Here is a 15,681-nt window from a genome sequence, read left to right on the forward strand (position 1 = left end):
AATTGTACTTCACTCCGAGTTTTTAATTGGTTAGTGTAAAAACTTTCACAAGTTGGGAATTTTTGGATTCCGAAGGATGGAGACTGCCCACTGAAAACTGCCCACTGATTCCTCCGAATCTCATTTCTTGTCCAAATCCTCATCCTCCTCAGGCACATACAGGTCTCCGTCTACCTTGATTCTGGTCAGAAAAAAGACCTCTTTGATCTCCTCCTTATTTTCAGCATTCATAAACCGGATTTTCTGCTTCCCGGTCAATAAAAAGTAATTGTCGATCCAATGGGTAAGGGAAAGACTGCCTTCCTGTGTTTCTCTCAACCTTTCGTTTTCATCCATCAATTCAATTTCGAAAGACTGGTTTTGAAAAATCACTTCACCATTTTTGATATAACTCATGTACATCTGGTTGCCGTCCAAGTACATGTAGTGGATTTTTTCCCCATCAAAACTTACCTCACCATATTTGCCGGGCACATTGACAGTTTTATTGAGAAGGTCTAGGGCATTGTCCCAAATTACTTCTCCTGCTCGGTTTAAATACAGGAAATAAGAGGATACAAATTCATATTCACCTTCCTCCTGCCAAGAATAGGAGTTTCCATACCTCGAACCCGGAAAACTGTTTGGATACCGGCCCTCCCCGTAACCTATCTGATCCATCATTAGTCTGTTGGCACTATACCGGTAAGCTTCATTGGCATAAACTCCGTCTCTTGGGATATAGCGCGGATTTGTAGCCAAAAAATGATCACTGTATACCAAATATCCCTCATCCAAAGTAATGACTTCCCGGGCCGAAAAAACCGGTTTGATGGATGGTGTTTTTCCTTTGGCAAAATATTTTTCGAGTTCCTGAAGCTTTTTTTCCTTTTGTTTTTCTTTCATATAATTGAAGAAATTGGGGAAATTTTCTAATGTCAGGTATTTTATATTATATTCTCCAAATTCATTGACATCGGCAAGGTAGATTCCCTGATAAGATTCTCTTTTTCTGCTTCCAAAAGTACCGATGATGGATTGTTGGTAATTTTGAATCGGAGTGAGCATACCTTCTACGAGTTCGAGGTCTTGGTCTTTGAGTTTATCGATGACCACTTCACGGATTTTATTGCCATTGTCATCAAAAGTCATCAGGGAAATCTGCTTCATTTTGTATTTATCCCTCCTGCTGACCAATAAATCCAAGACACCAAATTCGCTTTCTTTTTTCAGTTGGAGGATTTTGGTGTCTTTGAAATAAACACCCTGTACCGTGATGAGATTATTGTCTGCAATATCATAAATCTGAACGATGGGCCTGACGTCAACCGTGCCCATGAAAATCGCACTTCTGTTGAGAACAAAAAACTCCTGAAGTTCCATGGCATAGATATTTTCAAGAGGGATTTCTTTTGCGACCTCGCTTTTTAGGTCTATTTCTATGAGGTACCTGTCCGAAGTCGCCACTGTACCTTTTTGCATCAGGATGTAAAGAAAATCTCCCTCCAGGTCATACCCTGTCAAATCAAATCCATCCCTGATTCTGATTTCCTTGAAGCTATCCGATTTGAGATTGAAGTCAGTCAAAAAATATTGGAGATTGGATTTCAGGTTCAATCCCTTTTCAGGTTGGATGCGAAATGCAATCAACCCACCTTGTCTTGGTATGACAATGAAATTTTTTTCATTAAAACTGGTCGGAACCTCAAACCTGTCCACATACATCAATTGTGGAAAAGCTGAAAAAACCAGCGTTAGTGTAAAGAGCAATGTCAAAATGAGTTTTTTCATGAACCAAGTTTAATGATATGGTCAAATTGGGATTTTTCTACCGGCATGGTTGAAAGCCTCGATTGCTTGACCAAATGTAAAGTCGCCAATAAATCGTCTGCCTTTATTTGATCTAATGTTACGGGTTTTTTCAATTTTTGATGTGGTTTTATTTTCACAGCCACCCAGCCTTTGTCCTCGCCGTTTTCCAGATCAGGAAATGCTTCTTCTGATACCTTGGCCACCCCGACAATTTCTTTGTTTTTGCCGCTGTGGTAAAAGAGTACCAAATCACCGGTTTTCATTTCTCTCAAAAAATTGCGCGCTTGGTAGTTGCGGATTCCATCCCAAATATCTTCTCCTTTGGAGAAAAGGTCCTCCCATCCATATTCACTCGGTTCTGATTTGACTAGCCAGTAATTCATATTTGGGTTCAGTTTTACATGTGTCAAGTTAAGGCTTAACATTTTATTTTGAAACAATTATTGATGACATTTGTCTATCTCAGGAACAAACATTTTCAAGATTTTGGACCAAAAATCAATCCTTCGCCTTCTCAAACGCAGCATCCAACTCATGGAACTGCATGATAAAAACTCTTTTAAGATCAGAAACTACCAATCTGCGCTCAACAACATTGACAGGAATGACATCACAGTCACAGATAAGTCTGTGGAGCAATTACAGGCAGATGCAGGTATGGGCAAAAGTATTGCTGAATTTGTTTTTTCTCTGGCGACCACCGGAATGCATCCCTATTTGGAGGAACTTTTGTCAAAAACACCTTCTGGGATTTTGGAAATTTTGGAGATCAAAGGTCTTGGTCCAAAGAAAGTGAAAGCGCTTTGGGAAGACTTGAACATCACTTCTACCCACGAATTGCTTGAAGCCTGTCAAGCCGGTCAGGTGGCAAAGGCAAAAGGATTTGGAGAAAAAACGCAGGAAAGCATCCTGGCTTCACTTGAGTTTAGGGAAGCCAATCAAGGGAAATGGCTTTATGCGGATATAGAAGGTATAATGGGTGACTTTGGCACAAAAATCAAAGGACTTACAGGAGTTAAGGAAGTTGTGACAGTGGGGGAATTTGCACGGAAAGCGGAAATAATTGAAAGGGTAGAATGGCTTGTCGCCACCGAAGACCACGCCGATACGGTTGCCAGGCTTTCCGGTTTGGATAATCTTGAACATAGTAAAAAATCCTCAAGTCCTTTCAGATGGAGTGGGAAAATGACCGAGCCTGAAATTAACCTGATCATTCATTTTGCGAAGCCATCGCACTTTGTGGAAGAAAAAATAGTGAGGACAGGTACCAAATCCCACTTGTTGTACCCAATAGAGGGAGAAAAAACAATGATAGAAGTACTTCGGGAAAATACCCCGATTGCTTCCGAGTTGGCGTTTTTCGAAAAAGCAGGATTGCCATGGATTCCCGAGGAACTGCGGGAAGGTTATCTGGAATTTGATCTGGCCAAGGCCGAAAAAATCCCTCAATTACTTGAAGACAAGGATCTGAAAGGGATTTTGCACAACCACTCTACTTACAGCGACGGCAAGCACACTTTGCGGCAAATGGCCGAATATTGCAAGGAATTGGGCTATGAATACTTGGGTATCTCTGACCACAGCCGCACGGCCTTCTATGCAGGAGGTTTGGAGATCGAAAAAGTGCAGAAGCAACACCAAGAGATCGATCAGTTGAACAAGGAGTTGGCGCCCTTCCGGATCTTCAAAGGAATTGAGAGTGATATCCTCACCGATGGCAGTTTGGATTATCCTGAGGAGGTTTTGGTAAGTTTTGACTTTATTGTTTCCTCCATCCACTCCAACTTGGGAATGGACAGAAAAAAAGCAACTACGAGATTGATCAATGCGATCATGAATCCATTCACGACCATATTGGGCCATCCTACCGGAAGGCTATTGTTGAGAAGGGAAGGCTATCCGATTGACCATAAAGCGGTCATTGATGCCTGCGCAATCCACAACGTCGTCATCGAAATCAATGCAAATCCCTGGCGCCTGGACTTGGATTGGAGATGGGTAAACTACGCCATGGACAAAGGGGTGAAGCTTTCCATCAATCCTGATGCCCACGAAATGGAAGGCTATGCGGATATGAAGTACGGTGTGATCGCGGGTAGAAAAGGAGGATTGACCAAAGACATGACCTTCAATGCCATGTCAGCCGATGAAATCGGGAAATATTTTCAGGACAGAAAAAGTAAAATCAAATAAAAGATAAGAAGGATGAAGTGGTTTGATAAAGATGAGAATCTGCTCTTGCAGCGTTCTTTTATTTTTGGGTTGACTGGCATAGCACTTTGCTTGGTCCCGCTTTTTAATGGGTACTTTCAGTTTTTGAATGCTCCGATGGGACCGCTCAATGGGGTGGGATTGTTGTTGCAGTTTTTTGGGTTGAGTATCGCCATCATGGTCTTGCGAAAAAGAAAAATCTCCGAACAGGCCAAGGACAAAGCCAAAAAAATGATCTTGGTGTTGGGAGTAGCTTTGGTGTTCTTTTTTATGGTGATTTAGTTGGTCAAATAGTCCATGGTCCAAAGTCCACGGCAGTTCTTTTGAAAGTATTTGATTTATTGGGTCTAAAAAATAATGTTAACTGACTTGATCGAAAACTGATAATCAATGAAATTTTTGAAAAGCCAATTATTCTTATTGGGAGTCATGATTTTGTTTTTTTCATGTAATGAAAAAGAATTCTCCTGGCAGCAAGGTGATATCCTGTTTCAAGACGGGGATTGTGGAGATTTCTGTGAAGCCATCCGGAAAGTAACTGAGGGATATCAGGGCATTGAGTTTTCGCACAATGGCTTGCTGATGCAGGAAAATGGCGAGTGGTTTGTACTTGAGGCGATCGGAAAAGGAGTAAGCAAAACACCCTTGGAGGAATTCCTCAACAGGCATCTCGATGAAAGTGGAAAGCCAAAAGTTATGGTCGGCAGGCTAAAACCGGAATACCAACATTTGATTTCGACAGCCATTTTGGAAGCCCAAAAGCACCTTGACAAACCGTATGATTCGGCTTTTGATTTTGAAAATGAGGCGTATTACTGTTCTGAATTGATCCACTTTGCCTTCAAAGCCGCAAACGGAGGTTCGGATCTTTTCCACCCCAAACCCATGACCTACAAAGACCCTGATACAGGGGGTTTGTTTCCGATTTGGGAAACCTATTTTCTAGAATTAGGGATCCCAATTCCCGAAGGAAAACCTGGTTTGAATCCAGGCGGAATGTCCTTGGAACCTATTTTGGAGATGATGGAAATTTACCGGAATTGATTTATTTTTAATCTCATTATTCTATTCAAACTTTCAAAGCCATGACTGAACTGCTCAATAAACTCAATTTCAAACCTGGTATGAAAATCTTTGTGGCCAATTTCCCTGAGGAGTTTATCTCTGTTGTGGAGGATTGGGTGGAAAAAGAAGTTGTCATCGTTGAAACTCCCCAAGAGGCTAATTTTTTCTTACTTTTCGTCCAAACTGAGAATGAAATCTCTGCTAATTTGGAGGCCGTCAAAAATTTCGTTCAGAAAGATGAGGTGCTTTGGATGGCATATCCCAAGGGAAGTTCAAAGAAATATAAAGCATCGATTAACAGAGATTCAGGTTGGGAATCTCTGGGACAGCATGGTTTTGAGGGAGTACGTCAGGTAGCACTTGACGAAAATTGGTCTGCGCTGCGCTTCCGAAAAGTGGAATTTATCAAGGTGATGGTTAGAAAGAATAGATTGACTTGAGTGGTCACGATGGGTTCAAGTTGAGAGGTTTTTCACTTCCTCGCCACCTCCAGCGCCTTGGTAGTTGTATAATACTTCACAATCATGTTGGGAACTTCCCAATCGGGCATTTTTCCTGATTCATAATATTCTAAAAACTTCTCCGTGACCTGTCCAAAATGAGCTTCATGCCCGATATGGTAGCTCTCAGGAATGACAATCAGGTATTCACCGTTTTCTTGTTTTTGAAGTCCAAGCCCGGGGTATTTGACTTGAAGAGTTGAGGCTATTGCATTTTCGAGTTCTTGGTCTTGACCTTCCAACAGTGCCACATACAAAGTCGGTTTGAAATTTTCCTCTTTTCCCTGCCTGATAATGAGGTTTGCTTTGGTTCCGCGCATCATGCTGTAATGCGTATCTCCGGCACCTTCCGGCGCCTCAAAATTCCAGATGACGCTGACTTTGGCATGCTTTCCTTTAAGTGTGTAATTCATCTCTCCATTGCAAAAGACTTCAAGATTTCCATTTTTCAGGTTCTTTTGCAAAAATTCCGGAAACGCGGTTTTGCCTGTGACTTTGCTGAATTCATCCAAAGTCAGAGAAGTGGGCCATCTCTTGGCAGTCAACATCTGCACATCGATGGTGTCCAAGATGACCTCTGGAAAAGCTTCCCATTGGATCAGATCCACCAAGTGTGTTGTCACATCGACAATCCCTTCCCCTTCTTTGGTCACATCAAAAAACCAATCGGGACGCACCAAAGGATTTCCGGAAACGTACTTGAAAAAGTGGTGGACGCTTTCTTTGGTAATTGCAGGATTTTCTAAGCTACCGTTTTCCAATTCTCCAAAAACAGCTGGCAACATAGAAAGCTCCCGCTGAAGTAAGGAAGCGATCTCAAACCGCTCGGTCATGATGTCATACAGGAGGAGATTTTTTTCTGAAGCTGCTTCAAATGCACTCACCAATTTCTGAAAACCTTCCTGATTGATGACGAGAGGCTTGTCAGCATAGACATGAATTCCATTGGCAATGGCAGCGCTGATGTAGTTGATTTTTTGGTCATTCTTTCCGGCCACGACCATCACATTGCCGGGCTTTTTGGAAATCATTTTTGCCAAATAATCATCCCCTTTTTCCACTTCTATGTTCCATGCTGTCGGGGATTCCTCGCGAGAGTTGTAGCCTGCGATCCTCTTGATATAGTCATCCAATTCTGCCCCTTCAGGTGCAAAGACATACACAGTCGAATCAACCTGAGGGTACATGGTCTTGTGGATGAGCCCTGCATGGAAATGCCCCGGGTCAAGACTCATGATCGTTACTTTGCCTTTATCCGAAAGTTCCATTTTTTCATTATTTGGAGCACTGCAGTATTGGAAGAAAATCAAAAAAGCCAAGAATGGAATAGTGAGAAAACGCTTTTTCATCTGATTAGACTTTGATGTGATCTGTTCCATATGGTTCACGCTGTGGCCTGCTTAAGTGGGAGTTTGCCTCCTCGTCATTGACAAAGCGTTCCGCTTTTGGATCCCATTCGAGTTTCCTTCCCACTTTCATGGCAACATGGCTGACTAGGCAAACAGAACAGGCACGGTGACCGATCTCGGCAGGGGAGAGTGGTTGTGCACCGGATTGGATGCAATCGAGCCAATTGCCGTGGTGTTCTTCGCTTTCGTATAAGTGTATTTCTCCCGCTCCGATTTCGGATTGAAGGATTTTTGGATCTGAAGCATCCAAAGCTTTGGCATTGTTTCCTTGTGCGACAGGGTCACTTGCCGATGCGGTATAATTTCCTCTCGAAACCCAAATCCATCCCTCCGAACCCTCATATCGGATTCCATTGGGATATCCGCCGCTTGTAAGCATCGTGATGCCGTTGTCATATTCTGCTTTGACCATAAAGTCACCGTGGACATTCCAAAGTCCCGAGCGTGGAAACTCAGCAACAGCTTCGATGAAACTTGGTCCTGTCAGTTCAGTGTCCATTCCCCAAGCCGCTGAATCAAAGTGATGCTGTCCCCAACCTGTAATCATTCCTGCTCCATAATTTTCATGACGGAGCCAACCCGGACGGCTATAGTCATGCTGAGGGTGAACGCCGATTTCGGTGTAGGGTACTTCCGGCGTAGACCCAAGCCACATGTCAAAATTCAGGTTTTTCGGGATCGGCATTGCAGAAGCTCCAGGTCCTGATGGATCACCGGGCAAGCCAATCCTGACAGTGTGCAGATTTCCGATCCTGCCGTTTCTGACCAATTCCGCAGCGCGCCTGAACTGAAAACTGGAACGTTGTTGGGTCCCAAGTTGCAGGATTACTTTGGTTTTATTGATGGTTTCCACGAGTTGCCGTCCTTCCTTTATGGTCAGGGAAGTTGGTTTTTGGAGATAAATATGTTTGCCAGCCAAAGCAGCTTCCATGGCAGGTTGGGAATGCCAATGATCCGGCGTGCTGATGATGACGGCGTCAATGTCTTTGTCTTGGAGCATTTGATGGTAATCTGCATACTGCTTCACGGCAAGATAAGGACTGCCCATTTTTTTGGTGTAATACTGCTCGATCAGTTCCTTTCCTTCACGCATCCGTTTGCTGTCCACATCCGAGACGGCCACTATCCTGGCCACATCATGTTGCCATGTCCCGGGCAGGTCATGCTCCCTTGCGATCCGGCCACATCCAATCTGACCTATATTGATTTTGTTACTTGGGGCATTTTTCCCAAAAACGGAAGAGGGGACGATCGTAGGGAATCCGATGATTGCTGAAGCCATGGCGCTGTTTTTTATAAAGTTTCTTCTTTTCATGAGGAGGAGCTAAGGTTAGATTGTGGTCATTTTTTTGAGAAGGCTTTCCAATATTCGTCCGCTTCTGCAGCCGTCATTTTTCCGTCAAAGACGACCATTCTGTAATGAAGTGTATATTTTTTTCCCGGTTGGATATCCCATGATTGATGACGGATGGGACAAAATTCGATGAAGACATTTTCTTTTCCTTCATTGGAATCTTCCGGCCAAACCCTCATCGGTTCGGGGTGTGACCTGTTGTCAGGATGACTGAGAATTAGAATGCCGCTTTGACCTGAAGGGGATGAACTTTCACCCTGTACGATCAGCCATTTTGCAAAAGTCCCGTCTGCCGTTTTTCTGTCATTTCCTTCGGAAGTCAAAATGGTACTGTTTGTGTGGTCCCACTTTTCCGTAGCACGAAAACCAATTCCTCCACCGTATCGATAAGCTTCCAACATGACGCTTGTTTTCAAGGGGGTTGAGATCGTCGTGGAATAATCGACAAGATACCTTTCACCTTCCTTGTTCCAAACACGGATGGTTAGGTCTTCCTCCAAAGCCAACTGTGGGCCTTTGGGAGCCAATAGATCCATGTGGTTTTGCCTGACTACCAATTCTGAAAACTTGGAATTTATTTTCTTGGAGATGACTTTTTCAAAATCCACTCTTCCTTTTCCATCTCCAAGGTTCCAAAAATCAACTTCCCTACCTTCTATAGTGGTTTTGGTCCATGGTCCCCATATCCCATAATGGTGGTAGTGATCCGGCGGCTGTATTCTCGAAAGTACTTGACCCGAGGGGGAGGCAAGGGGATGGATAAATCCGGATTTGCTGAACTCAGGTTTGACACCGGCGGGTACTTCTGCTTTTGCTGTCTGATAAGTCAAAAGGAGTTGGCCGGCTGCGTTAAAATCTATTCCGTTTGAAGTTTCTTCCATAGTTATCTTTTGGGAAAAAGCATTGCCGATAAAAATAAATGAAGCGAAGGTGATAAATAAAAGTCTTTTGAATATCATCGGTTTTTAGGTTATTGGGAAGTGTAATTTATTAAATTCCACAAAAAATTTAGCCACCGTTTATCCGATTTCACCAATGAATAGAAAGATTGTATCAGTATTACTTCTTTTGCTTCAGGTTTCTTGGGCGCAGGGACAGGGCCTTCCTGAAGTAAAGCTGGACCAAACATGGAAGGAAAAGATTTATGGACTTGCTCCTGAGAAAGCCACTTTTCCTATTTCTGAGAAGAAGAAAATCCTTGTGTTCTCCCTCCATACAGGATATGAACATTGGGTGATTCCGCATACGGAGCAAATGATCAAGATAATTTCTGAAAAGAGCGGTGCTTTTGAGGTCTCAGGAAGTAAGGATATCAGCATGTTTGAAGCAAAAAACATAGCTAAATATGACGCCATCGTACTCAACAACACCTGCTCGAAAGGAGATCACCGCAACCTTTTTTGGGATAAACTTCGAGCGGATTCAGATGCTGACAGCGCTGTGTTGATGAAAAAAGCACTTCAGATGGAAGAGAATTTACTTCAATATGTTGAAAAAGGCGGAGGCTTATTATTGGTACATGGGGCGGTGACGACCCAAAACAATTCCCGCGCTTTCAGCAAGTTGGTGGGGGCGAGTTTTTATTACCATCCGCCGCAGCAAGCCATTCAGATAAGGTTGGCCGATCCAAAGCATCCTTTGGTGCAGGCATTTCCTGCCACAGGTTTCAACCATGTCGATGAACCTTATTTTTATAAGAATGCCTATGCAGATTTGGATTTCAAGCCTTTGCTGTACTTCAACAACGCAGAGATTACCAATCAGAAAAACCCATTGACCGAAGGAAAAACTTATGTGGCCTGGATCAGGTCACAAGGAAAAGGTAAAGTGATGTATTGCTCACCTTCCCACAATGCGCAGAGTTTCGAAAATCCGGATTTGCTCAGGTTCTATTTGAACGGGCTACAATATGTGGTCGGAGATGTGGAATGTGACGAGACGCCGATAGGGAAGGGAAGCCTTTGAGGGATTGGTTCAACTCCTCCAGAGTTGTCAGGTTCATCCTGGTTTGCTCATCCACGGGTTTCACCCGCGGTTATTATTGTGGAAGCCTTTCCAAGGCTTCTTGGTTTTCAGGTCAGGAGCAAGTACGGAGTACTTGAAAAACAATAACCCCCAATGTAATTGGGGGGGCAGAGATATGTAAGGGGACGGCCAACTCTGAAGGAGTTGAACATCTTCTATTTGAAAAGATACTCCTCTTTAAACTCAATTTCATGTTCGATCAATAGCCTCTTGTATTCATCATAAAAGGATTCTTTTTTATGGTGTTCTTTTTGATTTTTGATGTATTCAACAATATTTGGTTTTTCTTTACTTGAGCAGGTAAATGCACCATAACCTAGAGCCCAACCATCCCAATTGGGAAAATCAGGATTTTCCTTCATCCAATTGCTACTTGCAATTTTGATATCCTTGATGAAGTCTGCTAAACCATGACTTGGATGTAAATCAGTCAAAATATGAATGTGGTCTCCGATTCCATTTATTTGGTATAGCGTGCAGTTTTTATTTTTGGTGATCCCACGGATGTATTTATAAAGGTCTAGACAATGAGTTTCAGGAATTGTGAATTCTCTCCGTTTTGTACCAAAAACCAAATGATAAATGATCTGTTTGTAACTGCTCATATTTTAAAAAGGGTAGGAATAAAATGAAATTAGTTAAATATTGTAAATAATTCAACTCCTTCAGAGTTGTCGCAGACACTTTTATTTGGTTGGCCCACGGGTTTCACCCGCGGTTATTATTGTTGAAGCCTTTCCAAGGCTTCTTTTGGATTCAGCGATTTCTTGCAAATCTTCCTCATTGATAGGGATTTTGTTCAACTCCTCCAGAGTTGTCCGTTTCATGATAGTTTGCTCATCCACGGGTTTCACCCGCGGTTATTATTGTTGAAGCCTTTCCAAGGCTTCATTCGGATTCAGTGATTTCTTGCAAATCTCCCTCATTGATAGGGATTTTGTTCAACTCCTCCAGAGTTGTCCGTTTCATGATATTTTGCTCATCCACGGGTTTCACCCGCGGTAATTATTGTTGAAGCCTTTCCAAGGCTTCTTTGATTTTCAGGTCAGGAGCAAGTACGGAGTACTTGAAAAACAATAACCCCCAATGAAATTGGGGGTTATGAGGAAATCCGAAGAAACACCAACTCTGAAGGAGTTGAACTTGCCACACATTTAAGCCTTAAAAGGCAGCTCATAGATCCTTTCTCCTGTCAGCTTGTACATCGCATTGCACAAAGCCGGGATGTAAGGAGGTACCGGAGGCTCGCCGACACCCGTTGGTTTTTCCATACTCTCTATAATATGGACATGGATTTTCTTGGGTGATTGGGGCATCCTGATGATCTGATAGCCGTCAAAGTTGTTTTGCTGTGGGATTCCATTTTCGAAAGTGATGGCTGAAGTGGTCGCCAAACTTGTCGCAAACTGTGCCCCGCCTTCAAACTGCGAGCGGATTCTATCTGTATTGACTCCGATGCCACAATCCACCGCATAGAAGACTTCAGGGATGGCAACTTTTCCCGAACTGTCTTTTTCCACTACCACTATACAAGCAACATAGGTCAGGAAGCTCTTGTGTGCTGCAAAGCCAACCGCTTTTCCCTCTGCCAGCTTTTGGTCCCAATTTGCTTCTTTGGCAACCCTTTCAATCACTTTTTTCATCCTTCCTGTATTCCATGGAAATGTTTCTATCGGTTCGCCATAGTTTTCATATTTCCCGTCAGTTTCAGGTTTGAACTCCAGATTGCGGTCCTCACCGAGCATCTGAAGGGCGTGCTTCACGGGATCGATACCTCGTGCTTCAGCGATTTCATCCATCATACATCCGATGGCAAAAGCGTGGTGGATATTGCTCACCGACCTCAGCCATCCGATTCTCGTATGTGCTGTTGACTCGTGGGTTTCAATTTTAATATTTGGCACATCATATGGAAAATCCGTACAGCCCAAACCCAATTCACCATCAGAGGGATGAAGTTCAGTGGTACTGCCTGTTGCTCCGATGGCGGGAAAAACAGTATGGTGGTTCCATCCGGTGAAGTTCCCGTCTTTGTCAATCGTCGCTTTGATCCTTTGGGCACTGTGTGAGTGGAAAAAGTCAAAATGGAGGTCGTCTTCCCTTGTCCACTGAACCCTGACAGGTGACTTGGCGGCCTTGGAAAGGATGGCTGCTTCCACCACAAAATCAGGCTTGGATTTTCTTCCAAATCCTCCTCCGAGAAGTGTGACATTCATCTTTACCTTATCCAGATCAAGTCCCAAAGCTGTTGCTACTGCCTGTCTTGCCCATTGGGGATGCTGTGTAGGTGCCCAGATTTCACAGATGCCGTCTCCTTGGTAATGGGCGATGGCAGCAGGTGGCTCAATGGTAGCATGTGCATAGAAAGGAGCCAAATAAGTTCTTTCCAAAACCTTTCCTGCAGCCCTTTGCGCTGTCGAAAAGTTGCCTCTTTCCCTTCTGACTTTTCCGTCCTTGGCAGTACTTTGAAGCATTTCTTCCAATTGTTTGGCAGAATTGTAAGTTTGGTTTGGTCCCAGATCCCATTCTATTTCCAATGCTTCCCGGCCTTTCATCGCGGCCCAGGTATTGTCGGCAATGACGGCAACACCCTCCAAGGCTTTGTCCAATCCCGGAGGAATTCCCGCGCCTTCGATCTTCACTACCCTATTTACTCCCGGCACTGCCAGGGCTTTGGCATCATTGAAAGAAATGACTTTAGCGCCGATGACTGGACTTCTACGGACCACAGCTACCTGCATTCCCGGCAGATCCACGTCAGCACCAAAAACCGCCTTGCCTGTAGTGATATCCCTGGCATCATAAATGGTGACGTCTTTGCCGATCAGTTTATAGCTTGAAAATTCCTTCAAAGTGATACTTGCCGGATCTGGCAATGGCATGTCTTTGACCTCAGCTACCAAGTCTCCAAAGTCGATTTTCTTGCCTGAAGAATGGATGACCTGCGAATTTTCCGTATGGCATTCAGCGGGACTTACCTCCCATTTTTTGGCTGCGGCGGCGACAAGCATGTGTCTTGCCGTCGCCCCAGTTTTTCGCATGGGTTCATAAAACATCCTGACAGAAAATGAACCGTCGGTGTTTTGGTTTCCATATTTTTCTTCATCGCCTTCGGCCTGCACGATTTTCACCTTAGACCAATCCGCACCCAATTCGTCGGCCACTATCTGAGGCAGGGAGGTCCGGATGCCCGTACCCATTTCAGAGCGGTGTGCGACGATGATGACTTCATTGTCTGAGGTAATGCTGACAAATACATTGGGGGCAAAAGTGATGGTTTCACCTTTGGGTCCGGCACATTGGAAATTGACTCCCAAAAGGAATCCTCCGGTAGCCAGAGAACTGAGTTTCAAGAAATCCCTGCGTGAAGGAACAAAGACTTCGCTTTTGTCTTCAGCTTTTTTGTTTTTTAAAAACGGGAAGTTCGGCATCATATATTTTGATGTTTTGGGTTCAGGATTAAAGGGATTTGGATGCGGTGAGTATGGCTTCTTTGATGCGGTTATAGGTACCGCAGCGACAGAGGTTTCCTGCCATGGCTTCCTCGATTTCAGCATCTGATGGGTTGGGGCTTTTCTTAAGTAAGGCAGCCGCATTCATGATCTGACCTGTTTGACAATAGCCGCACTGGGGGACTACATGCTCCACCCAAGCGTCCTGAAGGGGATGATGGCCTTCCTTATCCAAACCCTCGATGGTGGTGACTTTCCTTTTTCCAACTGTGGAGATGGGAGTACTGCAGGATCTGATGGCTTCATCGTCCAAATGTACCGTGCAGGCTCCACATAGCGCTTGCCCGCAACCGAATTTGGTCCCTTTCATCGAGAGCAAATCCCTTAAAACCCAAAGCAGTGGCATGTCCGGATCAGCGGTCACTTCCTGGTTTTTTCCGTTGACAGATATTGTGAATTTTTCCATGGTGGTTGGATTGGTCTTTGTTATTTTTTGGGTAAAAGTTTATGATTATTACAAAATTAAGCTCCGATCAGGTTCCATTTTTCCCTGTATGGTCTGAACAACAATTCATTGGCAGCGTCATCTTTTAGGAACAGTTCTTTCTTCGCATCCCATTTCAAAGATTTTTCCTGTTTGTAGGAAATCAGTGCCAAATGCATCGGCAGGGTCATACCTCTAGCATATTCAAGATTGGATTCAGGTTGCTGACGGGATTTGACCGCATCGAGAAAATTCTGTTGGTGGCCCGGAGACCTTGGGATGGACTTGGCGATTTCTGGAATATCAGTCAAAGTTTGGCCATTCATGTGGATGGCCATGGTACTGTAATCACAGATCAGGTTTCCTTTTGTGCCTTCGAAATAAGCGCCTATTCCCATTTTGTCGGCACCTTGCACCGGTGGAGGCGTGGAGGTCCAATGGATTTTGAGTTTTTTGAATTTGAAATCCACGTCGATCCATTTTGGAGTATCGCCGACACCGTCAGATTTTTCTCCTTTGGCCGAAATGGATTTCAGGCCGCTTGGCGCAATGGACATCCAGACCACATCAGCGATATGACACCAAAAGTCCTGAAATACTCCTCCCGAATATTCCATAAAATAGCGATAAGTGAAATGACATTTTTCAGGGGCATATTCTGAATAGGGTGCGGGCCCTAGCCACATGTCCCAATTCAGGTTTGGTGGAGGGGTTTGATAGTTGAGCTTTTCGATGATCGGGGGTTCGCCGGTTTTCCAAAGCCTCACTGTTTTGATTTTTCCCAACTCCCCGGATTGGATGATCTCGGCCACACGGTGGTAATTGTCTCCGGCATGGATCTGAGTGCCCAATTGGAAAACCCTGTTGTTTGACTTTTGCGCAGCCAACATCAACTGTCCTTCTCTCAGTGAATAGGAAAGCGGCTTTTCTCCATAGACATCTTTGCCTGCCTGAAATGCCAAAATGGCGATCTGTGCGTGCCAATGGTCCGGAGTGGCGATGGTGACAGCATCGATATCCTGCCTTTCCAGAACTTTTCTGAAGTCGGTATAAATCTGGGCTTTGGTATCAGGATGGATTTTTTTGAGTTGGGTCAAAGCTTCCTTGGCGTGCTCTTCATCGACGTCACAGAGGGCGACGATTTCAGCTTCGGGTAAGTTGGCAAACCAATTCATATGTGCCAACCCCATTCCCCCCAATCCGATATGGGCAATCCTGACCCTGTCAGAGGCGGCTGCTTTCAGACCCTGGAATGGTAAAAACTGAAGTCCCAAAGCAGTAAGGACAGAGTAGCGTACAAAATCCCGCCTATTGATATGTTGACTCATAAGATTGGTTTTTTGGGTTGGTTTTAGGGTTTTTGAAGAAGGCCCTTCTTTTAATTTCAATA

The 15,681-nt window shown here is 44.1% G+C and carries 15 protein-coding genes; 5 read left to right on the top strand and 10 right to left on the bottom strand.

The genetic code is table 11. The features are described from left to right. Positions 1–120: 120 nt before the first annotated feature. Together DQW11_RS11145 and DQW11_RS11150 are read right to left on the bottom strand one after the other, a co-directional pair. Positions 121–1,770 carry a transcriptional regulator gene (locus DQW11_RS11145; protein WP_113924140.1) on the bottom strand — a complete coding sequence of 550 codons (1,650 nt, stop codon included), beginning with the start codon at positions 1,768–1,770 and terminating at the stop codon, positions 121–123. Beyond that, entirely contained in the window at positions 1,767–2,174 is a 408-nt protein-coding gene (locus DQW11_RS11150) for an EVE domain-containing protein (protein ID WP_113924141.1), read from the bottom strand. Before DQW11_RS11150 ends, DQW11_RS11145 begins: the two co-directional genes overlap by 4 nt. A 103-nt stretch (positions 2,175–2,277) precedes the next feature. Here DQW11_RS11150 and DQW11_RS11155 point away from each other — a divergent pair, with 103 nt between their 5' ends. The 4 genes from DQW11_RS11155 (at position 2,278) to DQW11_RS11170 (ending at position 5,507) form a co-directional block, all read left to right on the top strand. Continuing rightward, complete coding sequence (locus tag DQW11_RS11155; protein WP_113924227.1) at positions 2,278–3,984, top strand: helix-hairpin-helix domain-containing protein; 1,707 nt, start codon at positions 2,278–2,280, stop codon at positions 3,982–3,984. A 12-nt stretch (positions 3,985–3,996) separates the two neighbouring features. After that, a complete protein-coding gene (locus DQW11_RS11160; RefSeq protein ID WP_113924142.1) occupies positions 3,997–4,284 on the top strand; it encodes a hypothetical protein in 288 nt (95 codons plus the stop codon). A gap of 108 nt (positions 4,285–4,392) precedes the next feature. After that, entirely contained in the window at positions 4,393–5,046 is a 654-nt protein-coding gene (locus DQW11_RS11165) for a YiiX/YebB-like N1pC/P60 family cysteine hydrolase (protein ID WP_113924143.1), read from the top strand. A gap of 41 nt (positions 5,047–5,087) precedes the next feature. Next, complete coding sequence (locus DQW11_RS11170; RefSeq protein ID WP_113924144.1) at positions 5,088–5,507, top strand: hypothetical protein; 420 nt, start codon at positions 5,088–5,090, stop codon at positions 5,505–5,507. A 32-nt stretch (positions 5,508–5,539) separates the two neighbouring features. Here DQW11_RS11170 and DQW11_RS11175 read toward each other — a convergent pair whose 3' ends face one another. From DQW11_RS11175 to DQW11_RS11185, 3 genes are read right to left on the bottom strand one after another with little or no spacing between them, the layout of a single operon-like run. Next, positions 5,540–6,916 carry a putative oxidoreductase C-terminal domain-containing protein gene (locus DQW11_RS11175; protein WP_232826723.1) on the bottom strand — a complete coding sequence of 459 codons (1,377 nt, stop codon included), beginning with the start codon at positions 6,914–6,916 and terminating at the stop codon, positions 5,540–5,542. 4 nt (positions 6,917–6,920) lie between these two features. Then, positions 6,921–8,291 carry a Gfo/Idh/MocA family protein gene (locus DQW11_RS11180; protein WP_113924145.1) on the bottom strand — a complete coding sequence of 457 codons (1,371 nt, stop codon included), beginning with the start codon at positions 8,289–8,291 and terminating at the stop codon, positions 6,921–6,923. Positions 8,292–8,317: 26 nt separating this feature from the next. Continuing rightward, the gene (locus DQW11_RS11185) at positions 8,318–9,289 is read right to left on the bottom strand and encodes a DUF6807 domain-containing protein (RefSeq protein ID WP_113924146.1); all 972 of its coding nucleotides are present in this window, start codon (positions 9,287–9,289) and stop codon (positions 8,318–8,320) included. Positions 9,290–9,365: 76 nt separating this feature from the next. On the opposite strand from DQW11_RS11185, the gene DQW11_RS11190 reads away from it, so the two are divergent. Further along, positions 9,366–10,295 (top strand): ThuA domain-containing protein, encoded by a 930-nt coding sequence (locus tag DQW11_RS11190; RefSeq protein WP_113924147.1) that lies wholly within the window; start codon positions 9,366–9,368, stop codon positions 10,293–10,295. A gap of 215 nt (positions 10,296–10,510) precedes the next feature. Here the strand turns inward: DQW11_RS11190 and tnpA are convergent, their stop codons facing one another. The 5 genes from tnpA to DQW11_RS11210 all read right to left on the bottom strand — a co-directional run bounded on the left by tnpA (position 10,511) and on the right by DQW11_RS11210 (position 15,619). After that, positions 10,511–10,960: an IS200/IS605 family transposase gene (gene tnpA, locus DQW11_RS11195; RefSeq protein ID WP_113924148.1), complete on the bottom strand. Its 450-nt coding sequence runs from the start codon at positions 10,958–10,960 to the stop codon at positions 10,511–10,513. Between the two features lie 81 nt (positions 10,961–11,041). Then, complete coding sequence (locus DQW11_RS22260; RefSeq protein WP_157966097.1) at positions 11,042–11,182, bottom strand: hypothetical protein; 141 nt, start codon at positions 11,180–11,182, stop codon at positions 11,042–11,044. A gap of 327 nt (positions 11,183–11,509) precedes the next feature. Beyond that, positions 11,510–13,789: a xanthine dehydrogenase family protein molybdopterin-binding subunit gene (locus tag DQW11_RS11200; RefSeq protein WP_113924149.1), complete on the bottom strand. Its 2,280-nt coding sequence runs from the start codon at positions 13,787–13,789 to the stop codon at positions 11,510–11,512. Between the two features lie 25 nt (positions 13,790–13,814). Beyond that, entirely contained in the window at positions 13,815–14,273 is a 459-nt protein-coding gene (locus DQW11_RS11205; RefSeq protein ID WP_113924150.1) for a (2Fe-2S)-binding protein, read from the bottom strand. 56 nt (positions 14,274–14,329) lie between these two features. Continuing rightward, a complete protein-coding gene (locus tag DQW11_RS11210; protein ID WP_113924229.1) occupies positions 14,330–15,619 on the bottom strand; it encodes a Gfo/Idh/MocA family protein in 1,290 nt (429 codons plus the stop codon). Positions 15,620–15,681 lie beyond the last annotated feature (62 nt).

It is taken from the genome of Cognataquiflexum aquatile (assembly GCF_003316845.1).
Lineage (GTDB): Bacteria > Bacteroidota > Bacteroidia > Cytophagales > Cyclobacteriaceae > Cognataquiflexum > Cognataquiflexum aquatile.